Below are 24,412 nucleotides of genomic sequence, written 5' to 3'. Positions count from 1 at the left end.
CGGAAAGAATCATGGAGGTAGCGATATGAAGAAATGGACCATTGGACTGGGAAGTTTATTGGCGGCCGGCGCGCTGACCGTCGGGATGGCGTTAAACGTGGGAGCGGCGCAGATCTCTGAGGCGCGGGCGAAGGAAATCGCGTTAAAAAACGCGGGCGTGAAGGAAGCGGATGTTTCCTATATTAATGTAAAGACGGACTGGGAAGACGGCAGACAGGTTTACGACGTGGAGTTTTACACGAAGGACTACCGGGAATTCGACTATGAGATCGAGATGGACGGCGGCGCGGTGGTGAGCTGTGATTACGACGCGGAGACCAGTTTCTGGAAAAACCTCTCCGAGAAGGACCGCACCGTGTCCGTCACGGAGGCAAAGGCGAAGGAAATCGCCTTAAAGAACGCGGGACTTGAGGAGGACGAGGTAACCTTTGTAAAGTCTGAACTGGACTACGACGACGGGGTGGCGTTCTACGAGGTGGAGTTTTACGGGGAGAACGGCGCGGAATACGACTACGAGATCAGCGCCTGGACCGGGGAGATCGTGAGCAGGGATTACGACGCCGAGAATTACTGGAAAAAAGAATGGGCGGAGAAAAAGAACAGGCCTTCTACGTCTGAGGCGGATGTGACCGCGGAGGAGGCGAAGGCGGCGGCCCTGAAAAAGGCCGGTTTAAAGGAGTCCCAGGTGGACTATATGGAGGCCCATCTGGACCGGGACGACGGGAGACTGGTCTATGAGGGAAAATTCTTCAGCGGGGAGCTGGAGTATGAGTTTGAGGTGGACGCCTCTACGGGAAAGGTGACGGATTGGGACGTGGAGAGCATTTACGACTGAGCATCGGTTGATTTCCCGGCTGAAGGAGAACCTCCGCTTTCTGAGACAGAAGGCGGGGGTTTTCCTTATGAGCTGGCATTGAATGAGAGGAGATGGGCGCTGCGGGCCGCAGCCGGCGGCCTGGACGGCCGTGTTCTGGAGCTGGCTGAGCTGGATTTTTATGCGTGCAGTCCCTGTTTTGTCTTTTATTTTCCTGTTCCTGCTCCATGTATTGCGGAAAATACTTGCCATAAAACAGTTTAGAGGGTAAAATATTAAGACAAAGACCAAAGACATATTTTGTAAGAGGAGGTAATTATTATGGTAGTAATTTCCACAGAGAAGGCTCCGGGCGCAATCGGACCGTATTCCCAGGGCTTTGAGGTAAACGGCATGGTTTACACTTCCGGACAGATTCCGGTAGATCCGGCAAACGGTGAGGTTCCGGAGGGAATCGCCGCACAGGCAGAGCAGAGCTGCAAGAACGTAGGCGCTATCTTAGAGGCAGCCGGCAGCGGCTTTGACAAGGTATTCAAGACCACCTGTTTCCTGGCTGACATGGGCGACTTCGCCGCTTTCAACGAGGTGTACGCAAAGTACTTCGTTTCCAAGCCGGCCAGAAGCTGCGTAGCAGTAAAGACCCTTCCGAAGGGCGTGCTGTGCGAGATCGAGGCCATCGCCGTTAAATAATTAAGCAGCTAACAAAATGCTTCAGCATCGTCCATGGCGGACGGGAGCTGGAGCATTTTGTGTTTTCTGGGACTGCCTGCGGGGGTGGGCCTGAAAACGGTTAGGAGGGAAGTATGGAGAAAAAGAAAAAGGGGCTGCATATGCCCCACGTGTTTGTGATTTTGTTTTTCCTGGTGTTGGTGGCGTCCATTTCCACGTGGGTCATCCCGCCGGGACAGTTTGACTATGAGCAGGTGGACGTGGGCGGCACCATGCGGGAGCTGGTGGTTCCCGGTTCCTTCCACTACCTGGATCCGTCGGAGGCGTCTCCCACGGGGATTTTGGACTTTTTCTGCTCCTTTCACCGTGGTATGATCAGCGGGGCGGAAATCATGATGATGATTTTCATTGTGAACGCCGCCTTTGGCATGATCATCAAGACGGGGGCTTTTGACTGCATTATGGGCGCCCTGCTGCGGAAGTTTGACGGGAAGGAAAAGATTCTGGTGCCCTTATTTTTCCTGATTTACGCCCTGGGGGCGACGATGTTCGGGATGTGGAACGATTTTAACGGCCTGATTCCCATTATGGTGGGAATGGGAGTGGCCCTGGGGTATGACTCCCTGTTTGGCTTTGCCATCATCGAGCTGGGCATCGGCCTTGGCTTTGCCTCCGCCCTTATGAATCCTTACACCATCGTCATCGCCCAGTCCATCGCCGGGATTCCGGTGTACTCGAATTCTGGGATCCGGATTGCGATGTTTGTCATCTTTTCTGCCATGGGCGTATGGTGGATTTTCCGTTACGGCAAACGAATCAAAGAAAATCCCTCCAGGAGCCTGATGGCGGGAGTGGAGTCCAAGTTTCATTTTGAAAAGAGCGAGCTGGTGAAACTGAAGGTGGGAACGCGGGAAAAGCTGGTGCTGGCGGATATTCTGGTCTGTCTGGGAATCATTATGTACGGATTTCTGAAATCTGGCTGGGGCACCATTGAGCTGACCGGCGTATTTCTGATGATGGGCATTATCGCGGCCCTGATTTACGGCTGGAGCCCGGATAAGATCGCCGTGGAGTTTATCAACGGCTGCGCGGACATCGTGTTCGGCGCCCTGATCGTGGGAATTGCCAAGGCCACCCTGATCGTGCTCCAGGACGGCATGGTCATTGACACCATTATCAACACCATGGCAAACGCCCTCACGGGACTGCCCACAGCGGTGGCGGCTCAGGGAATGCTGGTGATCCAGACTCTGATCAACTTTATCATTCCCTCCGGCAGCGGCCAGGCCACCACCATCATTCCCATTATGGCGCCTCTGGGGGACCTGATGGGGATCAGCCGGGAGATGACGGTGCTCACCTTCCAGATGGGCGACGGTTTCTCCAACCTGCTGTGGCCTACGGCAAATATCGCCATCGGCTGCGGCATCAGCGGCGTGCCCCTGTCCAAGTGGTGGAAATTTTTCCTTCCCCTCTTTGGACTCATGTATGTGGTTCAGATGCTGCTCATTGTGTTTGCCCAGCTGTTTCTGGGATTTTAAAGGAGGTTTTGAATGGACAGGATTAAAGAGCTTACGGCAGCCATGGAGGCGGAGCTGGTGGAAATCCGCAGGGATCTGCACCGCCATCCGGAGCTGTCCAACGAGGAACGGCGCACCTCCGACCTGATCTGCGCCCGCCTGGAGAGTTGGGGGATCCCTTATGAAAGAGGACTTGCCGGCACGGGAGTGATGGCGGTGATCCAGGGGGTAAAGCCAGGGAAAACCGTGGGAATCCGGGCGGATATGGACGCCCTTCCGGTGGAGGAGGCGGGAAATCCCCCGTACCGTTCGGAGTGCCCTGGGGTCATGCACGCCTGCGGCCACGACGCCCACACCGCCATTTTGCTGGGGGCGGCGAAATTGTTTAAAGAAATGCAGGGGGAGCTTTCCGGGACGGTGAAATGCTTTTTCCAGCCGGCGGAGGAGACCACCGGCGGGGCACTGCGGATGATCGAGGCCGGCTGTCTGGAAAACCCTCACGTGGACTATGTGCTGGGCCTGCACGTGAGCAGCGCCTATGAGGCCGGCCATGTGGGAGTGCGCTACGGGAAAATGATGGCGGCGTCGGATGAGTTCACCATTGTGCTAAAGGGAAAATCCTGCCATGGCGCCCACCCGGATCTGGGAAATGACACCATGGTGATGGCGGCGGCGGTGATAGGCGGACTCCAGACCATCGTGAGCCGGAACATTTCCCCCACGGACTCCGCCGTGTGCACCATCGGAAAAATCAGAGGCGGCGTGGCGGGAAACGTGATCTGCGACCGGCTGCAGATGGACGGGATCCTGCGCAGCCTGACGCCTGCGGGGCGGGATTTTCTGCGGGAACGGCTGGTTTCTATTGTGGAAAATACGGCGAAGGCCTACGGCGGCGAGGGAACGGCAGAGTTTCATTTCAGCTATCCGGCCCTGATCAACACGGACGAGGCGGTGGACGCGGTGAAGGCCGCCGCCGTGGAAACCCTGGGAGAGGCGCAGGTGACGGTGGAGACGGAGCCGGAGCTGGGAACGGAGGATTTCTCCTATTTTGCGGAGCGGCGGCCCGCCTGTTTCTGGCATTTGGGCTGTGCCAACCGGGAGCGGGGAATCGGCGCCGACCTCCACAGCTGCTACTTTGACATTGACGAGAGCTGTCTGGCCCTGGGTGTGGAAATCCAGGCGCGGGCGGCCTTAAAGCTGCTGAAAACGGAATAGATCGGGTTGCCAATCGGCCTGTCTCCTGAATATCCTAATAAAAAAGACTGAGGATGATAGGAGTGAATCAGGCAAGAACGGTGATCCGCTGCGAAGAATGCTGGCGTGAGGGCTACACCGGCCGAGGGATCGGCGTGGCAGTCCTGGACACCGGCATTTTTCCTCATGAGGATTTTGGAGACCGGATCGCGGCCTTTGCGGATTTTGTGCAGAAACGGCCGGATCCCTACGATGACAACGGCCACGGCACCCACATTTCCGCCATCATCGGCGGCAGCGGGGCGGCGTCCCAGGGGGGCTACAGCGGAGTGGCCCCGGAGTGCAGCCTGATCTGCGCCAAGGTGCTGGACAAAAGGGGAAACGGCTACGCCTCCGACGTGCTGTCCGGCCTGCGTTGGATCCGAAACAACCGGGAAAAATACGGGATCCGCATTGTAAACGTGTCTGTGGGCTCCTTTGCCCGCCGGGGCATGGGGGAAAATTCTGCCCTGGTAAAGGGGGTAAACGCCGCCTGGGACGACGGACTGGTGGTAGTGGTAGCTGCCGGGAACAATGGCCCCGGGCGCATGACCATCACCACTCCGGGCATCAGCCGGAAGGTGATTACGGTGGGGTGTTCGGACGACCACAAAGAGGTGAATGTGATGGGAAACCGGATGGTGGACTATTCCGGCCGAGGCCCCACGGGAGCCTGCGTGTGCAAGCCGGACATCGTGGCCCCCGGCTGCGCCATCATCAGCTGCGCCAACCGGGACGGAGGCTATCAGACCAAGAGCGGCACCTCCATGTCCACGCCGCTGGTGTCCGGTGTCCTGGCCCTTTTGCTGCAAAAATATCCGGACATGACCAACCGGGATGTGAAACTGCGCCTGCGGGAGCGGGCGGTGGACATGGGGCTGCCGCGAAATCAGCAGGGGTGGGGACTTTTGGACGCGGCCAGGCTGCTGCGGTGAGAGGCGGGGATGGGGAAACTGCGCGCTGAGGTGGTTTTGCCGGAGGGAGCCGAGACGTTTCCGGCCGGAATTGCCTGCTGGTTTTACGCCTGCTGGTTTCCGGCCGGATCAGCGCGTAAATCGTTGACAAGTGACGCCAAATCATATATGATAAGAAGGCAGCAAAATGGTATGGTTCAGCGTGTCAGATACAAAAGAATCTGGCGCGAACCTAGCATATATGCGGGCATGGCGGAATTGGCAGACGCGCCAGATTTAGGTTCTGGTGGGAGACCGTGCAGGTTCGAGTCCTGTTGCCCGCAGGAGAATAGCCACTGCATATCCTGGAAAGGCGGGATGTGCGGTGGTTTTTTATTTAACAAGAAACTGCGTTTTCTGTTAAACAAGAATGCTCCGCAAGGAGGCGCACTCCGAGCAAAGGAAAATGGCTGTTGGCGCAGCCGCGCTCCGGCGCGAGTGTGCGCCGTGGAAATCCGCGTTTTCGATGCTGCAAAACCATCCGGCGCGGGAGTGCTCTGAAACAGAGACCGGTGGGGCTTTGTCAGACGGCCATTCAGGCCTGTTTCCACAGCAGCAGGTTGTCTTCAAATACGGCGTCCAGGCGGCCGCTGTCCTTCAGCCATGCCAGGTAGGAGCGGACGGTGCTGCCGATCAGGACGTACTGTTCAAAATTCATGGTCAGGCCGTACTCGGAAAATACCTTCTGGAGCAGCATTTCAAAGGAAATGGGACGGCCGCACATGGAAACCAGGCGGTCGCCGATGGAGAGCACCTTGTCGATGTTGTACTGCGCCAGGGGAGCGATGTCCTCGGTGGCCTCCGCGTGGGCGGGGACAAACATTCTGGCGTTCAGGGTTTTTACCATTTCCAGGGTGTTTAAGTAAGCGGCCACATCGTAGAGGAAGGTGAGCTGGTACTTGTCCAGGGTCTGGCGGCTGGAGAGGCAGTCCGCCAGATAGACCACGTTGTCCGGCGTCCGGTAGCCGACCATATCGAAGAAATGGCCGGGCAGAGGCAGGATTTCAAAACCCTCCGGGAGCGATTCTTTCGTGAGGGGGCTGGCGTCACTCTCCTGAGCCATGAGAAATTTGTGGCGCAGGTCGCTGGGCGGAAATCCGCCGTAGAGGAAGGCGGGCTCCAGGATGGGATGGCGCGTAAACTCGCATTCAATGCCGGGGGCGTAGGTCTGACATCCCGTTTGGGCCTGAAGATATTTGTTTCCGCCGATGTGGTCGGCGTTGGAATGGGTGAGGTAGATGGCTTTCAGGTTCCAGTCGTTGGCAGTCAGAATCTGGCGCACCTTTCTGCCCGCATCCTTGTCGTTTCCACAGTCGATCAGACAGACGTCCCGGCCGCCGACGCGAATGAGACCGATTTTTGAGGGGCTCTGGATGTAGTAGCTCTGTTCTCCTACGGGAATCAATTCATACATAGTCTATTTTCCGCCTTTCTCTGTGGGTATTTTTTCCATAATATAGTTTGTCAGCAGTACGCCCTGCCGCTCCACCTGCTGCTCCTTTACCACCCGGTATCCTCTGGCCTGGAAAAACGGCCTGGCGGTGATGGAGGCGTGGGTGGTGTAGCGCTCCGAGGGCACAGCCCGCTCCAGCTCCCGGCAGATGGCGGTGGCGGCGCCTTTTCCCTGGAAATCCTTGTGAACAAACAGCCGGTCCAAATATCCGGTATGGTCCATGTCCCCGAATCCCACGATCCGTTCCCCGTCTACGGCCACTACGGTGTAATGTTCCAGAAACGACTGATTCCATTTCTCCAGGTCCACGGTGCCGGTGGCCCAGACGGCAAGCTGCTCTGGGGTGTAGTCTCTGGCGTTTACGGTGTGAACGGTGTCAAAAAATAACTGGCTTAAGGTCCGGCAGTCCTCCGGACGGTATTTGCGGATTTGGATTGGCATGGGAGGCTCCTTTTTAGTGAAATTTGTGTAAATAGGAATAGGTTGATACCAGGGTCAAAAGGTCAGAAATCCGATGCAAGCTTGCAAGAGGATTTTTGACCTTTTGACCCGCCAAAAACATGAATAAGCAGCCATTTTTCGTAGAAAAATGAGCGGATTATGAATGTTTCCCAGGATTGCGGGAGCACGTAGTGCGAAACAATCCGGTATCAAAGGGGTCAAAATACCTTTTGACCCCAACATCATAGGTTCATTTTAGCATGATTTTGAGGGAGAGGGAATAGGGGCGAAAGAAAATCCCGCTGCCCGGAAGGCCAGATGCCGGGAAACGGGATTCTTGTGACGGGAAATTTCAGGGAAACCGCCTGCGCCGGTTCCCGGTTTTGGAAAAATGGGAGAGATGAGCGGAAACGTCATTTCGGTTTGCTGTTCTGGCTGCTACAGGGTGGCGGGAGAGGTTTGAGAGAGGACGGCCCGGTTTATTTGGATTCTTTGCTGCAAATCGCCAACCGGTGCTGATACTTCTCCCTGGTAGCCATTCCGCCCCGGATGTGACGCTCCGACTTGTTCACATCTAGAACCACCCGCGCCCGCGCGGCCAGGGAGGGGTTGATGTGCTCTAAGCGGTCGGTGACGTCCTTGTGCACCGTCGATTTACTGATTCCAAACTTCTTCGCCGTCTGCCGTACTGTGGCGTTGTAGTCTATGATGTAGTTGGCTATGGCCACCGCACGTTCCTCGATATATTCCTTCATGGGCTTACCCCTGAGAACGTTTTTTACATCATATTAGAAAGAAGTACAATTTATGCAGGCTGATGGGAGGGAATTTGGAGATTGTCAGATCGCCGCTTAGCCTAACGATTTTAAGCAATTCCGGTATTCTATCATTTGCGTTTCATCAGTTGTATCAAGGACATCCTGTAATTCATTGATGACAGAATCGCGCTCCTTTGGTAAATATGCCGTTACAGGGTAAAAATTTGATTTGGAATTCGCGAACAGATGAGTGCGTATCTGCAAATTCTTTATAAATATCTGCAACTCTTTCAGCCGTTCTTTTTCTCCCGCAGGGAAAAATGCGCCTGCCTGTGCCATTTGATATAATTCTGTATCAGGAAACAGGGTCAGCGAATCAACAGAAATAAAACGAGGATTTACCTTGCTGAATACTCTTGCGCTGTTTACCGCGTTTCGGCATCCGTTCCCCTTTCCTGCAAGTCCTGTCATATAAACGAAATAGTATTCAATGCCCGCCTCATCCAGCTTTCTGCACTGTTCGATCAGCTCTTTCGCGGTATATCCCTTATTTGCTAAACGCAGTGTGCCATCGTCCCCCGACTCTGTTCCAATACTGAGGCCATTGATGCCTAACGTCCGCAGTTTTCTGAGCTGCCATACTTTTTTGTTCTTTATATCACGAATACTTGAAAACATGGCAATGGTCTGACATTCGGCCAGATAATCGTGTACCAGTAGCGCCCGTTCCACTAAGTTCTCATAGCTCATAGCGAAAGGATTCGCGCCTGTCAAAAAAATCCGCCGCGCGGTGGGCTGATAGTTTGCTAATTCTTCTAAGTCCTCTTTGAATTCCTGTAATGGTGACATACGGAAACACTCATCTTTATACAAGTTGCAAAATCCGCATTTATTATATGTGCAGCCGGACGTTGCCTGCAGGATAAAGGAGCTTGCTTCATACGGCGGCCGCCATGTTCTGCCTGTAAAATGCAAAGGAATCCCCCCATTATAGATGTTTCAGATTTTTCCGGTAATGGCGCAATTCTTCTTCGCTCACACCCGTGATAATTTTATCCAGCGCAGCCAAAAGTTTCTGTTTATCCCGGGGCAGATTCCCGACAATCTGGAAGGCATTGGAGGCTCCCAGAGCGGCGAATGTCACGGGAATTTCTAATTTATCAACGAGTGTCCGAACCTCTTTATATTTTTCCAGCTCGCTTTCTTCGTTCCAGTTTCCCTTCTGGATCTCCTGATACAATTCCGAGTCGGGATAAATGGTCAGCATATTCGCGCCGATCAGAGCCGGGTGGAGCTGATTGCATAGTTCCGCGGTCAATTCGGCTCCCGTTTCTCCCCGTCCTGCCCCGGATATGCCTGTAAGATAGAAAAAGCTGTAGTGAATGCCGGCCTTGTCCAGCCGTCTGCACTGAGTCACAATATCAGTAGCTAAATAGCCTTTATTCATAAATCTCAGGGCGTCATCGTCGCCGGTTTCCATCCCGATCGTCAATCCGTCGTAGCCTGCCTGACGCAGTTTAGTCAATTCTTTATCTGTTTTCAGCGTGACATCCGTAACGCGGGCAAAGCAGCCTATCGTATTACAGGATGGAATGTATTTTTTTATCAGATCTGCGATTTCCAGCAGCTTTTCCGTTTTCAGTACAAAAGGATTGGCGCCTGTGAGGAATGTCCGGCGGTATGCCGTTCCCTGCCATAATTTCATTGTCTTGGCCGTCTCTTTTAGATCCGTTTCAATGTCCTCAGCTGGCGACATTCGAAACGGAAAAGGGAGATCATTATAAAGCGTGCAAAATTTACATTTATGGTGGGTACACCCTGCTGTGACTTCCAGCAATAGAGAAGAAACCTCATAAGGTGGCCGCCAAATGGTCCCGGTATAGTGCATAAGTGTATCGCTCCTTTTCGTTGTTCTCTTTTCATCACTAAAATACCTGATTGCGCGATGGCATACAAGTACTGTCTTTTTTTAGCGGTAGTATCATTTTTCGTACTAAGAACAGCTGATAGGAGCATCTTGTATTTTGAGAAATTTTAAAATATACTCTTGTGGAGAGAGGTGCATATAGATGTCTGAAAACAAGTTTAGTGATAAGGACGTGATTGCGCGCTGCGTGCCTATGAGCAAGCTGCAGTCTGTCATCGGCGGAAAGTGGAAAATTCTGATTTTGTGGTATGTGGCTTTTTATAAGGTACAGCGGTTTGGAGAACTTATGCGCCGCCTTGACGGCATTACGCAGTCCACACTGACAAAACAGCTCCGCGAATTGGAAAATGACGGATTTCTTCACAGGGAAATTTATAAAGAGATTCCTCCGAAGGTAGAGTATTCCCTTACAGATCTTGGAGAGAGCTTTATTCCGGTTCTTCAAACTATGATGACATGGAGTGAAATGTATTTATGCCCGGATTATATCAATCCATATGAATAAACGCTGTAAAAGAGCGAGAGGACAAGTTTTAGATTTGTTTCGTTCTTCTTGGGAATTCTGGCCGCTGTCTGCAACCGCTGTTTTTAGGCCGATAGGAAACTTCATTCCCTATGGCCTAAAAGCCACCGGCGTATGAGCCGCACTTTCTATTCAATCCCATACCGATACGGATAATAATTCCGCAGCTCCTCTGGCCTTACCTCCTTTCCCGCATACGTTTCAAACCACTGGCTGTAATGTGGATTATTCCATGTGGAGCCATCTTCAAAAACCACTTGTTTTAAACAGAACAGGGAATATGCGACCTGGTTTCTTTCGCCGTTTCCAATCACAGGCCAATTCTCCATGGCCTCCCCGTCGTACAAGGACCAGCCGCCGTGATAATCTGCCGTTTCATGGGGAGCGATGCGCAAGCCGTCAATCCTCGCGAGATAGTCATAGCTTTGCTCTTGGCTGCTGTCAAAAAAGTTCCAGTATAATTTTAAAGGTGTGCCATGCTCATCATATGCCAGCATACAATACTCCATTTCAGTTATGGTTCGGTCGGTGTTGTTCGTGAGGATGTCATGAAGATAAGGCCATCCGTTTTCGTAATAAAGGAGTTCCACGCTTTCATGGATAATGGACATAGAATTCTCGGCATCCGCTCCGGTTTTCCCCTTGTCGGTCCCCGTTTCCGTGGCAAAGGGGGTATGGGACGCGGCAGTGTTTGGCGGCGCGGCAGCGGAGGTGGCAAATATACTGATGGCAGCAAATACAGTCAAACAGGAAATCAGTATGGCGGCCATGGGCGGCCGTTTTGTTTTCATAATAGCGGTAATTCGTTCCTCAACCGCGTTTTTGCTAAACTCATTACAAAACGGCATGAAACCGCTTTTCTTTGCCTCCATATGGATAAGCATTAACGCATAGTCCTTCTTGGCGGTTTCCCCGGACAGCCGCACAACGCTTTCGTCACAGGCCAGCTCCATATCCCGGTTAAAAAGAAGGTACATCCCCCACACCAACGGATTAAACCAGTGAACGCACAGGGCAAAGGCGGCAATCAGTTTCGCGGCAGCGTCAAACCGGCGGATGTGAATGTATTCATATAAAAAAATATATTGCAGCTGTCTGGTGTCTTTCCAGTTGGTTGTCTTGGGCATTAAGATAACTGGCTGGAGGATCCCATAAGTCAGAGGGGCAAAAATGCGGTCGCTTTGCCTTATGGAAATGGAGCGCGTCAGCGGATGATCCTTCAGCCATTTTTCCGCGAACACGTTCTGAACGGGCAGCGACATGGAAAATTCAAGCCGGCACCGCAGGTAAGATATGGAAAAAAACGCCGCGAAAAATAGCGTTCCCGCCAGCCAGATGGCAAACGGTGCGGAAATGGGAGAGACAGGCACATTTAAAAGCTCCCCTGTGAATGCGGGAGTCTCTCCCTGCATCATTGCCATAACATTGCCGATGGGAGTTTGCCCGGAATGTGCCGCTGTCCGCTCTAAGAAAGAATACACGCTGAGGGCAGACGGAACGGAAACAGGTATGAGCAATCTTAAAATGGTAATCCACCACAAAATTAAAAAGGTTCTTTTCGGCAATCGGTTGACCGCGACCGCCCGGATAAAAAGAATGAATAAGATCAGCACAGCGCCGGAAATGCTCATTTGCAGTAAACTCATATGCGTCACCTCACTGGAATTCCCCAACGATCTGCTTTAACCGTTCGATCTGTTCCGCGGTAAGTTTCTTCCTTCCCAAAAGAGCGGCGAACAGCTTGTCGGCAGAGCCGTCATAAATCTTATTGATCAGTTCGTTTGTTTCCGATTCCTGAACCTCCTCTTTAGGAATCAGGGCATGGCACATAAAGTTTGGTTCGGAGCGCTCAATCGCCCCTTTTTTGATGCACCTTTTTATCAGCGTATATGTGGTATTTACGTTCCAACCAACTTCTGCTTTCAAAACGTCGGATATGTGTTTTGCCGTGGCATCGCCCTCCCGCCAAAGTACGTTCATCACTTTCAGCTCTGAATCGAATAGTTTGATATTCATCTGCGGCCTCCTTTCTATACGACTGGAGTAGTTTGTGTTTCTGATTACACGATACAGGATTTTTGGGAAAAAGTCAATACTACTGCAGTCGTATAAGGCGGAAAATGGGAAAAACGGAACCGCAAAAAAAGACGGCAGTTTTATTCTATAAAAACCGACCGCCTTTTAACACGAAACAACAAAAAATGATATATCCAATCAACAGCCCAGCAACTCAAAACACCCCAAACAACACAAGCCCCAACCCCGCGCTGAGCAGAATCACCTTGGGAATGCTCACATCCCATTTAAACAGCAGCACAGCGTCGATGGCGCCGATGAGGATGGCCGGGATGCTGACGGCGGATTCGATCACATAGTTAGTCTGCATAAAGGATACGATGACGCCGATGAGCAGGCCGATGCACACGGGGCGGACGCCGGTGAGGATCTGGGTCATGCGCCGGCTTTTCTGGAATTTCTGGAAAAAGACGGCGGCCAGGGCGGTGAGGGTAAGGGTGGGGGTGAGTACACCTAAGTTTGCCACAATGGCCCCGGGAATGCCGGTGGCATGGATGCCGGCGAAGGTGGCGCAGTTTAGGCCCAGAGGGCCGGGAGTCATTTCCGCGATGGCTACGATGTCAGAGACCTCGCTCAAATTCATCCAGCCGTGGGAGACGACCTCATGGCTGATGAGGGGGATCATGGACAGGCCGCCGAAACTGGTAAACCCGATTTTCACAAAGCTCCAGAACAGGTCAAGAATGACGGGAATCATGGTTTTTCAGCTCCTTTCTCTCGTAGTACTCACAGATCAGAATTCCTCCGACGATGCCCATGACCACCAGCTCCACGCAGCTGATGCCAAAGAACAGATACAGGGCAAAGGCCGCCGCAGTCAGAAGATAGCAGGGCGGAAACCGGAACGCGCCCTTGACCATATTGACGGCGGCGCAGGCGATGATGGGCACAATGGCCGCCCGGACACCGGTCATGGCGTTCATCACCCAGACGTTTTCCCGGAAAATCGTGTAGAAATAGGTGATGAAGGACAGAATGATCATCGGTGGGGTGATCATGGCGATGACGCAGGAGATGCCGCAGAGCACGCCGCCCACCCGGTAGCCGTAAAGCATGGCCACGTTTCCGATCATGGTGCCCGGCAGGCTGCGGCCGACGCTGGTGATGTCTAGGAGCTCCTGGCTGGTGATGGTTTGTTCCTCCTCCACGTACAGCTTTTGCATCTGCGCTACGATGCTCCAGCCGCCGCCGAAGGTGAAACAGCCGAATTTGAAGAACTGCCCAAAGAGGATCAGGGCTTTTTTCCAGTTTTTCATGAGTAAATGGTTCCCTCCTTTTGTTTCCTCTGAAGTTTAGAGACATTATAAGCCTTAAACCTTGTGTAAAGTCAAGGAAAGTGTGGGAGAGAATGAAAGATGGCCGGTCAGCCGTTTTCCATTTCCACCGGCAGCCAGACCTGCCGGAACCGGCGGTAGTTTTCCCTTTTGTTCATGGAGAGAAAGGTGCGGCAGACGGGATCCCCTGTGACCGTAATACCGTGGGAGTTTACATAATCCACCAAATGGGACAGGTACTGGACGGCGGACGGGTTTTCCTCAGAGGAAACCTCAATCACCGTGTACAGGCAGTCCGTGGGAGGATGGTAGGAGCCGCAGCACAGGGCAGCGGGCATCTCCAGGGTTTTGGCGTCCTGTTCCAGCACGCCCAGGGCAGAAAAGCTTTCGTCCCGCCCCTGGCTCAGCCCCTGCCAGCTCACCCGCTGGGCGGGAAAGGCAAAGGGAGCAAGTCCAACCCATTGTGGAAACAATTTCAACTGTTCTGAATTTAAGATCAATTCTTCCCCTTTCATAAATTCCAGCCGGTACAGTCCGGGGCTGGTTTCCCGGCGGATGGTCCAAAGCTCCGACGGCAGGAGGTCCAACAGGCCGGACATTCGCCGGAGATAGTCCAGAATCCGTGTCTTCTGGAGGATTTCCGCCTCCAGCGCCTCCGCCCGGCTGTTGTACTCCTGGTGAACGTAGGTCACGTCGTCGGAGTTGATCAGGGCCTCCGTTTCCCGCATGGAAAACCCGTACTGGTGGTAGGCCCTGGCCCGCATGAGGGCGGTGATATCTAAGCGGCTGTAGTAACGGTAGCCGTTTTCCGCGTCCTTTTTGGACGATTTTAAAATGCCGTTTCTCTCATAAAGCCGCAGCGCCTCCGGGGACACTCCCAAAAGCTTTGCGACCGTTCCAATTTTGTATTTCATAAAACCGTTCCTCTCTGTTTATGTAACCAGTATAACAGAAAAGGGAAACGGAAGAAAGCGGTGGATTTTTGCTGGAGGAGTAGATATAATGGAGGAAAAGATTCTGAGCACGGCAAAGGAGCGGATAAAATGTACAAAAAATATACCTTGGAAGTTACAGAACAGAAGAGCGGGGCCAGCAGGACCATTGAAATGGACGGCGGGAACACATTGGACGACTTGAGCAACGCTATTTTAAACGCGGTGAATTTTGACAAGAGCCACCTCTATATGTTCAGCCTGTCCAAAAAACCCTATGGGGAAGGCTATTATCACCCCATGGCGGATTTGGATGACGGTGATAAAAGCGCGGCGGACGCGTCCTTAAACAGCCTGGGGCTGCGGACCAGAAAGAAACTTTTATACGTCTATGACTTTGGAGACGATTGGCATTTTGACGTGACCGTGAAAAAGGTGGAGACAGTGGACGCGCCCTGCAAGACGGCGGTCATTGCCAGCCAGGGGGAACTGACCCAGTACCCCGAATGGGACGAAGAAGATCCGGACTGGGATGAATATGAGGATGAGTTTCTGGAGGATCTGGACTGGGATGAGAGCGAGGAGGACTTTTCGGAGGATGATTTCTCGGATGAGGGAGTAAAGGTCCGTCTGGTTCCGGAAAAGGATGATACGATTCAGAAAAAACTGGAAAAACTGCCGGCCATTTGCCGCAGACAGTGGCAGATCCTGGCGGAGGAGAACATGGAGGAGGCGGAGGAAATGGAGCCTCTGGCCTATTCCGCGGTGGAAAAATGCGGCCTGGTGGTGGCGAAAGATCAGAAGAACGGGTTTTTCGTCGATGTAAAGCGCGGGGAGATGGAGCCGCAGGAGTATCCCTGCATGAAGGAGCTGAACAACCAGATCGCCATGGAGCGCTCATTCCAGGGCCTGGTGTCGGCCTACGGCGTGATTGAGCGGGAAACGCTGCTGGCCATGGCAGAGCAGTACGGTATTGGCTCCAGATTCAGCAGGGAAGAAAAGGAAATGTGTCTGAACCGCCTGGAGGAGTGGGAGCAGATGTATTCCTGGAAGAAAGACGGGCAGAAGTATGAGACTACGTTTCTTCTCCCGCTGGCAAAGGGGATCCAGAAAAAACGGGAGGAGTATCCCGGCTGGAGCTACGCGGAGTGGGATGAGGAGAGCCTGAGGCTTATTTTGAGCGGGGAAGGCCTGGGAGCGTTTCCCATCTGCGAGACGTTTATGAAAGAACTGGTCTTTCGCTGGGGATGGGATCCGGAGGTGGCAGAGCAGCTGCTGCATATGGCGTCTGTGGAAATCACCATGGGAAGCTCCGAGAAGGACTTTCTGAAGGCAATGGATCCCTGCATGAGAGAATACGGCTGCACCAGCCAGGAGATGAAGTCCATCCGCGGCAGCCTGAAGGAGCTGTATCAGAAACTGCCGTCGGCGGTGCTGCGGGGGCATTGCTGGGGGGAGTATGAGAGGAAGGCGAAGGGACAGATGGAGTTGTTTGAGTGAGAGGCGGAAATGGACGCGGGAAATGATCCTTGCGGCAGCCTGTAAAATGAGATAGAGATGTAGAGAAAGGAAGGCTCTGCTCCTGGCGCGAAACGCGGCGCGGGAGAGAGCCTTCCGTTTATTTTAGAGGAAACGTCATATGGAAAAAAGGGATCAAAAGAAAAACAAAACCGTGGTCAGGTTCCGCTTTTGATGTCTCACAATTCGTCAAGGAAGCAAAATCCTTAAAAACAGGCTGAACTGTTACTAAAATATTTCTAGGTATTGGAATACCTGATTGACATTTTGCGCCAAAAGAGATATACTGATTCATATCAAAAGGCGGTTAAGGGCGAAACAGGTCAAAAGCGAGGCAGAAAGGCGGGTGAAGGGATGTTGGAGGCAATTTACAGGGAAATGCGGGGGTTGTTTTCAGCGGAACAGACGACATACCTTCTGATGTGGGCTGTGTTTGTGCGGTATTTGAAAAGAGAAGAACCGAAAGCGGAAAAATGCAAGCTCTTTTATTACCAAAAAGAAAAAGATTTTCTGCGAAATCTGGATTCCTACGATTTTAAACTGGCACTTTGCAGGCTGGAGGATCTGATTGATTTTGATTTTATTCAGGTGAGCTATGAGGAGGCAGAAAAAAAGCTGGATTGGCTGGAACGGCAGGCGGTGAACTGGAATTTCACCAGCGCGGAGGAGGTCAACCGATGGGTGGCCAGGCTCCTGACGGTGGCAGAGGGAGAGTTTGGTTCAATTCCCACTCCGGTTCCGGTAAAACAGATGCTGGTGAAACTGGCGCAGACCTGGGAATTTGGCAGCGTAGCGGAAATCTGCTGCGGAACATCCGGCATCGGGATCGACCTGCTTGGCCGCAGCCATTCCACGAAGAAACTGCCCCGGTACTATGGCGAGGACATACGCCCCTTTTGCAGCATCTGCGCCGCCATTCTGCTTTGGATCAATGGGATCCGGGATTTCAGCGTGGCCACCAGAGACAGCCTGGCTTTTAAAAAGGATGGAGAACAGTACGGCCTGGTGCTGGCGGACATCCCCGTGGGGGCAAACGAAAGCCGCCAGGTGGATCCGGAGGACGATCGTTTTCCGAAAGGGACGGGAAAAAGCGTTTATACGGACTGGATCTTTCTGGAGGAAATGCTGTATCGGATGGCTCCCGGAGGCCGGGGGGCGGCCATTGTGACAAAAGGCGCCGCCGTGCGAAAAAATGAAGCGATTCTTCGGCAGTACGTGACAGAACAAGACTGGCTGGAGGCTGTGGTGACCCTGCCCCAGAACCTCTACCCCGGAGATAAGCAGGGGCGGGAGCTTCTGGTGTTCCATAAGGGAAAACGGGACAGGCGGGGGCTGGTGGCCTTCATTGACCTGAAAGATTTTTGCAGCCGGGAGAATTCCGGCTCTGTCCAGGAGGAGATGGAGCGCCTGGCGGAAAACGGCCTTCGCGAACCGGAACGGTCCTACGGAAAGGGATATGGCCAGCTGGTTTCCACCGCCAGGATACGGGAAAATCTCTACACCTGGAATCCCATGTTTTACCTGACAGACGAGCTCTCAGACGGTGAGGCGAAGGAGACCATCAGCCTGGGAGAGGCAGCTCAGGTCACCAGAGGGCTGCAGTTGGCAAAAAGAGACGAGGAAATGCTGTCCGACGACGGAACCCATTATCTCCTGAACATAAAAAATATTGAGGACGGCAGTATCAACTACGAGGACTGTAAAAAAATCCGCTGGAAAAATGCCCAGTGGATCCACAAATACCAGATTCGGGAGGATGATATTTTGCTGACCAGCAAAGGCACCCAGCTAAAGATGGCCATGGTTCCTCCCAATCCGCCGCCGGCCTTCATCAGCGGCAATCTGACCATCATCCGCACGGATCGGGCGACCTATCACCCGTACGTATTATATGAATATCTTCGGTCACCGGAGGGCCGCAGATGGCTGGAACGGTATCAGACCGGCTCTACAATCCGGGTTTTGAACGCGTCCAGTTTAATGCAGATCAAGGTCCCCCGATATAAAAAGACGCTGATGGAGACGGTGGGAAAGGAACTGAAGGAAAATGACAGACGCTATCGCGAGGCCGTGGAACAGCTGGCCAGTGATTACAAAAGCGCCAGACTGAGGGCGTTGGAAATGTTGAAAGGAGAGAACGATTATGCCTAAGATATTTGTGAGCTACAGCAGCAAAGATGAGGAACTGGTAGACCGGTTTCTTGAGTTTCTCATGCGGGGAATGGGCGTGAGTGAAGACGATATTTTCTGCACCCGGCTTGCGGGAACCTTGCCTGCGGGAACGGATTTCCTGGCAAGGATCCGGACGGAGTTAAGGGGAAACGGCATTGTCATTCCGCTGATCACCCCCAACTATATGAAAAGTGAGTTTTGTCTCATGGAACTGGGGGCGTCCTGGGCGCTCAGCGGGGACGGGGGAAAACGGTTCTATCCCGTACTGGCGGAGACTATGACCTACGAATCCATGAATCACACCCCGCTGAAAAATATTCAGATGCTGCGGATAGACAGGAGGCAGGACTTAGGCGATCTGTATGATCTGCTGTGTGAAGATAAGGCCGCCCGCAGAAGGACATCTGTCTTTAATCAAAAACTGGATGTGTTTATGAATGATCTGGCGAAACGGAATGATCCGGGAAAGGATGGCGACGGATACTATCACGCCATTGTCGCCGATGTGCGGAACGTCCCGGAAAACTACCGCTGCTACAAAATCAACGGCCGGATTGACCTGGGGCCGGGGGTAACGTACCAGGAGGGAGAGACCCACTGGATTTTTTACCACAAAGGGATGTACCCGGATTTACAGCCGGGAGACCGGATCCGGTTTAAGGTGAGCCGCACGGAACTTAGGAATTTCCCTGATTTAAAAAATGCCAGGAACATCTACCTGGACGCCCTGGAGCGCTGCTGAACACGGAATCCAGGCGCTCTCCAGCCCTAAAAATCCAATAGCAACAAAAAGGACTATCCTTGGGGAAGAATAGTCCTTTTTGTTGTTATTGGGAATGGTAGGTATATAAATAAGAAAATGTTATAGGGGGGCCGGACGGTGCTACCCGTCCGGTATGAGTATGAAAAAGCTTTCTAATTCCAAGCATCTGCTGCTTGAAATAAGGCTCGTTATCCTTTCGGATAACTTACTTATAATATAAAGAGTAAATGTGTCAAAAATATGTCCCCATCATAAAAAAACCATAAAATTTCTGACGGAAAAATTAAAAAGTTGGAAAATAAAAAAAAGAAGAAAATCCCTTTAAAAAAAGAAAGAGATTGTATATAATAGGAAGAAGTAAGAGACAGGAGGAGACTATGAATATGTTCATGTCCAATGATATTGGAATTGATTTGGGCACTGCGAGCATCCTTGTGTATATCAAAGGCAAGGGTGTGGTGTTAAAAGAGCCATCCGTGGTTGCGATTGACCGCGATACGAATAAAATTATTACCTTTGGCGAGGAGGCCAGGCTGATGATCGGCCGCACGCCGGGGAATATCGTGGCGGTTCGGCCCCTCCGCCAGGGCGTCATTTCCGACTACACCGTGACGGAGAAAATGTTAAAGTATTTTATCAACAAGGCGGTGGGCAAGCGCACCCTGCGCAAGCCCCGCATCAGCGTGTGCATTCCCAGCGGCGCCACAGAGGTGGAGAAAAAGGCCGTGGAGGACGCCACCTATCAGGCAGGCGCCAGAGAGGTGACCATCATCGAGGAGCCGGTGGCGGCAGCCATCGGAGCGGGCATTGACATTTCCAAGGCCTGCGGCAATATGATCGTGGACATCGGCGGCGGCACGGCGGACATCGCGGTGATTTCCCTGGGCGGCACTGTGGTGAGTACATCCATCAAGGTAGCCGGGGATGATTTTGACGAGGCCCTGGTCCGCTACATGAGAAAGAAACACAACCTGCTCATCGGCGAGAGAACCGCCGAGGAGATCAAGATCAATATCGGCGCCGCTTACAAGCGGCCGGAGTCCCTGACCATGGAAGTGCGGGGGCGCAACCTGGTGACCGGCCTGCCAAAGACCATCATGGTCACCTCCGACGAGACCTTAGAGGCCCTGCGGGAGCCGGCCATGCAGATTGTGGACGCCGTTCACAATGTGCTGGAGCGCACACCGCCGGAGCTGGCGGCGGACATTTACGACCGCGGCATCGTCCTCACTGGCGGCGGATCCCTGCTCAGCGGCCTGGACGCCCTGATTCAGGAAAAGACCGGCATCAATACGATGATCGCCGAGGACCCGCTGACGGCAGTGGCCATCGGAACGGGCCGTTTCATCGAATTTACCCACGGCGGCGAGGGAAAAGAGTTTTAAATAGGCGAGGAAATTGCCTCTGCCCAGGCGGCAGGGGCATTTTTTTCCCGTTTGGAGGAGGCGGAGCCCCGCCCCAGGACAAAGACATAACCAAGCAAAGGAGCGTTCCAGTTGGCGACGGTACAGGGATTTGTGGAGAAAATTAAATATCGAAACGAGGACAACGGCTACACCGTCTTAAGCCTGGCGGCGTCAGACGACGAGTACATACTGGTGGGAACCTTTCCTTATATAAATGAAGGGGAAATGATAGAGGCCTCCGGCACCATGACGGAGCACCCCATCTACGGCGAGCAGCTCCAGGTGGAAAGCTACGAGATCAAGACGCCGGAGGACGCCGATTCCATGGAGCGCTATCTGGCGTCCGGCGCCATCAAAGGAGTGGGCGCGGCCCTGGCGGCCAGGATCGTGCGCCGGTTTAAGGCGGACACCTTCCGGATCATGGAGGAGGAGCCGGAGCGGCTTTCCGAGGTCAAGGGCATCAGCGAAAAGATGGCCATGGCCATCGCCGGGCAGATGGAAGAAAAAAAGGGAATGCGCCAGGCCACCATGTTCCTGCAGAAATACGGCATTTCCGTCAATCTGGCGGTAAAAATCTACCAGGAATACGGCCCCCGGATGTACGGCATCATCGAGGAAAATCCCTACCGGCTGGCGGACGACATTCCCGGCGTGGGATTTAAGATGGCGGACGAGATCGCCAGGCGGGTGGGCATTTTCACCGACTCCGACTACCGCATCAAGAGCGGCGTGCTCTACACCCTGCTCCAGGCGGTGGGAAGCGGCCACACCTATCTCCCGGAGGAGGAGCTTTTGGCCTCCGCCACCGAGCTTTTGCGGGTAGAGCCGGATCTGATCGAACGTCAGCTCATGGATCTTCAGATCGAAAAAAAGCTGGTGGTAAAAGTCCAGGGGGAGAAACGGATCGTCTACGCCTCCCAGTATTATTACCTGGAGTTAAATTCCGCAAAAATGCTCTATGATCTAAGCATCCAGGGCCATTTTGACCAGGGCGAGATCTTGAAAAAGCTGGACCGCATCCAGCAGGAGGAACACATCCAGCTGGATGAAATGCAGGTTAAAGCGGTGGTAGAGGCGGTGGGAAACGGCCTTTTAGTCATCACCGGCGGCCCGGGAACGGGAAAAACCACCATTATCAACACCATCATCCGCTATTTCGAGGAGGCGGGGATGGAGATTCTGCTGGCGGCGCCCACGGGACGGGCGGCGAAACGGATGACGGAGGCCACAGGCATGGAGGCCAGGACGATTCACCGCTTGTTAGAGATCACCGGAGCGCCGGACGACAAAAATTCCTCCGGAACCCATTTTGAGCGGAACGAGGAAAATCCCCTGGAGGCAGATGTGATCATCATTGACGAGATGTCCATGGTGGACATTTACCTGCTCCATTCCCTTTTAAAGGCGGTGAATGTGGGCACCAGGCTCATTCTGGTGGGAGACGTGAACCAGCTGCCCAGCGTGGGGCCTGGAAATGTGCTGCGGGACATCATCGACTCCGGCTGTTTCAACGTGGTAAAGCTCACCAGGATCTTCCGTCAGGCCTCCCAGAGCGACATCGTGGTAAACGCCCACCGCATCAACGGCGGCGAGCCCATCGACCTGACAAAGCGCAGCCGGGATTTCCTCTTTATCCGCCGGGACCATCCCGACGCCATCATCAGCGCCATGATCACCCTGGTGAGGGAAAAGCTCCCGGGCTATGTAAACGCCCACCCCTTCGACATCCAGATCATGACGCCCATGCGGAAAGGGGCCCTGGGCGTGGAGCGGTTAAACAACATTCTCCAGGAGTTTTTAAACCCCGCTGGCGGGGGAAAGGCGGAGCGGGAGGCGGGAGGCGTCATTTACCGGGAAGGCGACAAGGTCATGCAGGTAAAGAACAATTACCAGCTGGAGTGGGAGACCAGGAACCGCTACGGCATCCCTGTGGAGACCGGCCTGGGCGTGTTTAACGGCGACATGGGCGTGATCCGGGAGATCAACGGCTTTGCGGAGACCCTGACGGTGGAGTTTGACGAGGGGAGAATGGTGGAGTACAGTTTCAAGCAGCTGGAGGAGCTGGAGCTGGCTTACGCCATCACCATCCACAAATCCCAGGGCAGCGAATACCCGGCGGTGGTGATCCCCGTCCATAGCGGCCCGCGGATGCTCATGACCCGCAACCTCATTTACACCGCGGTCACCAGGGCCCGTTCCTGCGTCTGCCTGGTAGGCGTCCCGGAGACGTTCCAGTCCATGGTGGACAATGAGACGGAACAGCGCCGCTACTCCGGCTTAAAGGACCGGATCCTGGAATTGGCGGATCTTTAAGCCATCCGGCCTTCGAGGCGCGGAAAAAGAAACGAAACTCATATCTGGCAGGCGCTCCGGCGCCTGCGGCTTTCCGGTCCGGCAGGCGGCGCGTTCCGCCTGGGCCGGGCAGAACAGGAGAAATGTGACATTCATTCCAACCATATCTTATGTGAAAAGCGCGGCCGGTTTTCTGGCCGAGATCCTCTATCCCAGGCGGTGTCCCGTCTGCGATGAAGTTCTTCCCTTTCGTTCCGGGAGTATCTGTCCCGGCTGTTTTTCCAAGCTTTCCTTTACGAAATCCCCTGTGTGCAAAAAATGCGGCAAAGAAGTGACTGGCGAGGCGGTGGAATACTGCTACGACTGTTCCAGGCGGAGAAAATCCTTTGAGTATGGGATCGCCCTTTTAAACTACGACGGCATTTCCAAGCGCTCCATGGCCAGGATCAAGTACCACGGCCGCCGGGAGTACATGGATTTTTACGGCGAGGCCCTGGCAAAACGGTACGGGAAACGGATCGCCCGCATGAAGGCGGATGCCATTATCCCCGTGCCGGTTCACAAAAAGAGGCTGCGGGAGCGGGGATTTAACCAGGCGGAGGCCCTGGCGAGAAGTGTTTCCGCCCATTTGCCGGAGCCTGTCCCGGTGCGCACCGACATCCTGTTTCGCACCAGGAAAACTATGCCCCAGAAGGATCTGACGGCGGCGGAGCGGCTGAAAAACCTTTCCCAGGCCTTCGCGGCGGACAGTAGCAGAGTCCCTCCCGGCCTGGAAACCGTCATTCTCACCGACGACATCTACACCACCGGCAGCACCGCCGAGGCCTGCGCCAGGGCCCTTCTGGGAGCGGGGATCCGGCGGGTGTACCTGTTAAACGTGTGCATTGGCCACGGACGGTAACCGGTATGAATAGCATGGCGAAACGGTTACGAATTTGGCGAAAATTTCGCAAAAACCTTTCCCGACCCCATTGACAACCAGCCATTTCTGTGATATATTACACCAGTATTGACTGCCGAAGACAGTAGGCGCCGCAAGGCATAAGGTAAAACCGCCTACCGAGGAACATACAAAGCTCATAACAGAGAATTTGTAGAGCCCTTCTGTCTTGACAGGAGGGCTTATTTTTCGCAGGTGATACTCTTTCAAATCTAACAGGAGGTAAACCAAAATGGCAAAAGTAGAATTAAAGCAGCCGGTTGTAGCAGAGATTTCCGAGCTTTTAAACGGCGCTGCATCTGCCGTAGTTGTGGACTACCGCGGACTTACCGTGGAGCAGGATACGCAGCTGCGTAAGAAGCTGAGAGAAGCTGGTGTTTCCTACAAGGTATACAAGAACACCATGATTCGCTTTGCTGCAAAGGGAACGGAGTTCGAGGCTTTAGAGCCCCATCTGGAAGGACCGACCGCTCTGGCTGTGTCTAAGACAGACGCTACCGCCCCGGCAAGAGTGCTGGCGGAGTTCGCAAAGACTGCTGACAAGCTGGAGTTAAAGGCAGGCGTGGTAGAGGGAACCTACTACGATCAGAAGGGAATCCAGGTTATCGCGACCATCCCGTCCAGAGAGGTTCTTCTTGGCAAGCTGCTTGGAAGCATCCAGTCCCCGATTACCAATTTCGCTCGTGTGCTTAATCAGATCGCTGAGAAGGCAGAGGCGTAATTACAGGTACGTGTTTTAAAAACCAAA

The 24,412-nt window shown here is 53.5% G+C and carries 23 protein-coding genes, 1 tRNA gene and 1 other annotated feature; of the genes, 14 read left to right on the top strand and 10 right to left on the bottom strand.

Annotated features, from left to right (window positions below; genetic code table 11):
* Positions 1–25 precede the first annotated feature (25 nt).
* The 6 genes from B5E84_RS13465 (at position 26) to B5E84_RS13440 (ending at position 5,473) form a co-directional block, all read left to right on the top strand.
* Complete coding sequence (locus B5E84_RS13465) at positions 26–835, top strand: PepSY domain-containing protein (RefSeq protein WP_087223602.1); 810 nt, start codon at positions 26–28, stop codon at positions 833–835.
* 300 nt (positions 836–1,135) lie between these two features.
* The gene (locus B5E84_RS13460) at positions 1,136–1,504 is read left to right on the top strand and encodes a RidA family protein (RefSeq protein WP_087223600.1); all 369 of its coding nucleotides are present in this window, start codon (positions 1,136–1,138) and stop codon (positions 1,502–1,504) included.
* 113 nt (positions 1,505–1,617) lie between these two features.
* Positions 1,618–3,024: a YfcC family protein gene (locus B5E84_RS13455; RefSeq protein ID WP_087223598.1), complete on the top strand. Its 1,407-nt coding sequence runs from the start codon at positions 1,618–1,620 to the stop codon at positions 3,022–3,024.
* Positions 3,025–3,036: 12 nt separating this feature from the next.
* Positions 3,037–4,218, top strand: a complete 1,182-nt coding sequence (locus B5E84_RS13450) for a M20 metallopeptidase family protein (protein ID WP_087223596.1) — start codon at positions 3,037–3,039, stop codon at positions 4,216–4,218.
* Positions 4,219–4,280: 62 nt separating this feature from the next.
* A complete protein-coding gene (locus B5E84_RS13445) occupies positions 4,281–5,171 on the top strand; it encodes a S8 family peptidase (protein WP_087223594.1) in 891 nt (296 codons plus the stop codon).
* A gap of 222 nt (positions 5,172–5,393) precedes the next feature.
* Positions 5,394–5,473: transfer RNA gene (locus tag B5E84_RS13440), tRNA-Leu, on the top strand.
* 251 nt (positions 5,474–5,724) lie between these two features.
* Here B5E84_RS13440 and B5E84_RS13435 read toward each other — a convergent pair.
* The 5 genes from B5E84_RS13435 to B5E84_RS13415 all read right to left on the bottom strand — a co-directional run bounded on the left by B5E84_RS13435 (position 5,725) and on the right by B5E84_RS13415 (position 9,729).
* A complete protein-coding gene (locus B5E84_RS13435) occupies positions 5,725–6,603 on the bottom strand; it encodes an MBL fold metallo-hydrolase (protein WP_087223592.1) in 879 nt (292 codons plus the stop codon).
* A 3-nt stretch (positions 6,604–6,606) separates the two neighbouring features.
* Positions 6,607–7,083 carry a GNAT family N-acetyltransferase gene (locus B5E84_RS13430; RefSeq protein ID WP_330374262.1) on the bottom strand — a complete coding sequence of 159 codons (477 nt, stop codon included), beginning with the start codon at positions 7,081–7,083 and terminating at the stop codon, positions 6,607–6,609.
* A 479-nt stretch (positions 7,084–7,562) separates the two neighbouring features.
* Positions 7,563–7,838 (bottom strand): sporulation transcriptional regulator SpoIIID, encoded by a 276-nt coding sequence (spoIIID, locus tag B5E84_RS13425; protein ID WP_087223590.1) that lies wholly within the window; start codon positions 7,836–7,838, stop codon positions 7,563–7,565.
* A gap of 96 nt (positions 7,839–7,934) precedes the next feature.
* Positions 7,935–8,816, bottom strand: coding sequence for a radical SAM protein (locus B5E84_RS13420; protein WP_087223588.1), 882 nt, complete (start codon positions 8,814–8,816; stop codon positions 7,935–7,937).
* Positions 8,817–8,829: 13 nt separating this feature from the next.
* Entirely contained in the window at positions 8,830–9,729 is a 900-nt protein-coding gene (locus B5E84_RS13415) for a radical SAM protein (RefSeq protein ID WP_087223587.1), read from the bottom strand.
* A gap of 181 nt (positions 9,730–9,910) precedes the next feature.
* Here B5E84_RS13415 and B5E84_RS13410 point away from each other — a divergent pair, with 181 nt between their 5' ends.
* Positions 9,911–10,273, top strand: coding sequence for a winged helix-turn-helix transcriptional regulator (locus tag B5E84_RS13410; protein WP_087223585.1), 363 nt, complete (start codon positions 9,911–9,913; stop codon positions 10,271–10,273).
* 146 nt (positions 10,274–10,419) lie between these two features.
* Here B5E84_RS13410 and B5E84_RS13405 read toward each other — a convergent pair whose 3' ends face one another.
* From B5E84_RS13405 to B5E84_RS13385, 5 genes are all read right to left on the bottom strand, one after another.
* Positions 10,420–11,922 (bottom strand): M56 family metallopeptidase, encoded by a 1,503-nt coding sequence (locus tag B5E84_RS13405; protein WP_242963374.1) that lies wholly within the window; start codon positions 11,920–11,922, stop codon positions 10,420–10,422.
* A 25-nt stretch (positions 11,923–11,947) separates the two neighbouring features.
* A complete protein-coding gene (locus B5E84_RS13400) occupies positions 11,948–12,307 on the bottom strand; it encodes a BlaI/MecI/CopY family transcriptional regulator (RefSeq protein WP_087223581.1) in 360 nt (119 codons plus the stop codon).
* Between the two features lie 214 nt (positions 12,308–12,521).
* On the bottom strand, positions 12,522–13,064 hold the full coding sequence (locus B5E84_RS13395; protein ID WP_087223579.1) for a chromate transporter: 543 nt from the start codon (positions 13,062–13,064) through the stop codon (positions 12,522–12,524).
* Positions 13,045–13,623, bottom strand: a complete 579-nt coding sequence (locus tag B5E84_RS13390; RefSeq protein ID WP_087223577.1) for a chromate transporter — start codon at positions 13,621–13,623, stop codon at positions 13,045–13,047. The genes B5E84_RS13395 and B5E84_RS13390 overlap by 20 nt, the downstream gene beginning before the upstream one ends.
* A gap of 107 nt (positions 13,624–13,730) precedes the next feature.
* Positions 13,731–14,555 (bottom strand): MerR family transcriptional regulator, encoded by an 825-nt coding sequence (locus B5E84_RS13385; protein WP_087223575.1) that lies wholly within the window; start codon positions 14,553–14,555, stop codon positions 13,731–13,733.
* 129 nt (positions 14,556–14,684) lie between these two features.
* Here B5E84_RS13385 and B5E84_RS13380 point away from each other — a divergent pair, with 129 nt between their 5' ends.
* The 7 genes from B5E84_RS13380 (at position 14,685) to rplJ (ending at position 24,385) form a co-directional block, all read left to right on the top strand.
* The gene (locus tag B5E84_RS13380) at positions 14,685–16,073 is read left to right on the top strand and encodes an IS1096 element passenger TnpR family protein (RefSeq protein WP_087223573.1); all 1,389 of its coding nucleotides are present in this window, start codon (positions 14,685–14,687) and stop codon (positions 16,071–16,073) included.
* Between the two features lie 372 nt (positions 16,074–16,445).
* Positions 16,446–18,242, top strand: coding sequence for an N-6 DNA methylase (locus B5E84_RS13375; RefSeq protein ID WP_087223571.1), 1,797 nt, complete (start codon positions 16,446–16,448; stop codon positions 18,240–18,242).
* The gene (locus tag B5E84_RS13370; RefSeq protein ID WP_087223569.1) at positions 18,235–19,005 is read left to right on the top strand and encodes a toll/interleukin-1 receptor domain-containing protein; all 771 of its coding nucleotides are present in this window, start codon (positions 18,235–18,237) and stop codon (positions 19,003–19,005) included. The genes B5E84_RS13375 and B5E84_RS13370 overlap by 8 nt, the downstream gene beginning before the upstream one ends.
* A 398-nt stretch (positions 19,006–19,403) precedes the next feature.
* Positions 19,404–20,411, top strand: coding sequence for a rod shape-determining protein (gene mreB, locus B5E84_RS13365; protein WP_087223567.1), 1,008 nt, complete (start codon positions 19,404–19,406; stop codon positions 20,409–20,411).
* 111 nt (positions 20,412–20,522) lie between these two features.
* Positions 20,523–22,745 carry an SF1B family DNA helicase RecD2 gene (gene recD2 / locus B5E84_RS13360; protein ID WP_087223565.1) on the top strand — a complete coding sequence of 741 codons (2,223 nt, stop codon included), beginning with the start codon at positions 20,523–20,525 and terminating at the stop codon, positions 22,743–22,745.
* 124 nt (positions 22,746–22,869) lie between these two features.
* Positions 22,870–23,625, top strand: coding sequence for a ComF family protein (locus tag B5E84_RS13355; protein WP_242963372.1), 756 nt, complete (start codon positions 22,870–22,872; stop codon positions 23,623–23,625).
* Positions 23,626–23,722: 97 nt separating this feature from the next.
* Positions 23,723–23,861, top strand: a sequence feature (ribosomal protein L10 leader region).
* 35 nt (positions 23,862–23,896) lie between these two features.
* A complete protein-coding gene (gene rplJ / locus B5E84_RS13350) occupies positions 23,897–24,385 on the top strand; it encodes a 50S ribosomal protein L10 (protein WP_087223563.1) in 489 nt (162 codons plus the stop codon).
* Positions 24,386–24,412: the final 27 nt, after the last annotated feature.

The sequence above is a fragment of the Lachnoclostridium sp. An14 genome (genome assembly GCF_002160755.1).
Taxonomy (GTDB): Bacteria; Bacillota; Clostridia; order Lachnospirales; family Lachnospiraceae; genus Lachnoclostridium_A.
The sequence above is the reverse complement of the archived record's forward strand: the minus strand, read 5'-3'. Positions and strand labels throughout refer to the sequence as shown.

Bases quoted from the DNA above. Each gene is read 5' to 3' on its own strand.
- B5E84_RS13465 (WP_087223602.1), top strand. From the start codon at position 26: ATGAAGAAATGGACCATTGGACTGGGAAGTTTATTGGCGGCCGGCGCG.
- B5E84_RS13460 (WP_087223600.1), top strand. From the start codon at position 1,136: ATGGTAGTAATTTCCACAGAGAAGGCTCCGGGCGCAATCGGACCGTAT.
- B5E84_RS13455 (WP_087223598.1), top strand. From the start codon at position 1,618: ATGGAGAAAAAGAAAAAGGGGCTGCATATGCCCCACGTGTTTGTGATT.
- B5E84_RS13450 (WP_087223596.1), top strand. From the start codon at position 3,037: ATGGACAGGATTAAAGAGCTTACGGCAGCCATGGAGGCGGAGCTGGTG.
- B5E84_RS13435 (WP_087223592.1), bottom strand. From the start codon at position 6,603: ATGTATGAATTGATTCCCGTAGGAGAACAGAGCTACTACATCCAGAGC.
- B5E84_RS13430 (WP_330374262.1), bottom strand. From the start codon at position 7,083: ATGCCAATCCAAATCCGCAAATACCGTCCGGAGGACTGCCGGACCTTA.
- spoIIID (WP_087223590.1), bottom strand. From the start codon at position 7,838: ATGAAGGAATATATCGAGGAACGTGCGGTGGCCATAGCCAACTACATC.
- B5E84_RS13415 (WP_087223587.1), bottom strand. From the start codon at position 9,729: ATGCACTATACCGGGACCATTTGGCGGCCACCTTATGAGGTTTCTTCT.
- B5E84_RS13410 (WP_087223585.1), top strand. From the start codon at position 9,911: ATGTCTGAAAACAAGTTTAGTGATAAGGACGTGATTGCGCGCTGCGTG.
- B5E84_RS13405 (WP_242963374.1), bottom strand. From the start codon at position 11,922: ATGAGCATTTCCGGCGCTGTGCTGATCTTATTCATTCTTTTTATCCGG.
- B5E84_RS13400 (WP_087223581.1), bottom strand. From the start codon at position 12,307: ATGAATATCAAACTATTCGATTCAGAGCTGAAAGTGATGAACGTACTT.
- B5E84_RS13395 (WP_087223579.1), bottom strand. From the start codon at position 13,064: ATGATTCCCGTCATTCTTGACCTGTTCTGGAGCTTTGTGAAAATCGGG.
- B5E84_RS13390 (WP_087223577.1), bottom strand. From the start codon at position 13,623: ATGAAAAACTGGAAAAAAGCCCTGATCCTCTTTGGGCAGTTCTTCAAA.
- B5E84_RS13385 (WP_087223575.1), bottom strand. From the start codon at position 14,555: ATGAAATACAAAATTGGAACGGTCGCAAAGCTTTTGGGAGTGTCCCCG.
- B5E84_RS13380 (WP_087223573.1), top strand. From the start codon at position 14,685: ATGTACAAAAAATATACCTTGGAAGTTACAGAACAGAAGAGCGGGGCC.
- B5E84_RS13375 (WP_087223571.1), top strand. From the start codon at position 16,446: ATGTTGGAGGCAATTTACAGGGAAATGCGGGGGTTGTTTTCAGCGGAA.
- B5E84_RS13370 (WP_087223569.1), top strand. From the start codon at position 18,235: ATGCCTAAGATATTTGTGAGCTACAGCAGCAAAGATGAGGAACTGGTA.
- mreB (WP_087223567.1), top strand. From the start codon at position 19,404: ATGAATATGTTCATGTCCAATGATATTGGAATTGATTTGGGCACTGCG.
- rplJ (WP_087223563.1), top strand. From the start codon at position 23,897: ATGGCAAAAGTAGAATTAAAGCAGCCGGTTGTAGCAGAGATTTCCGAG.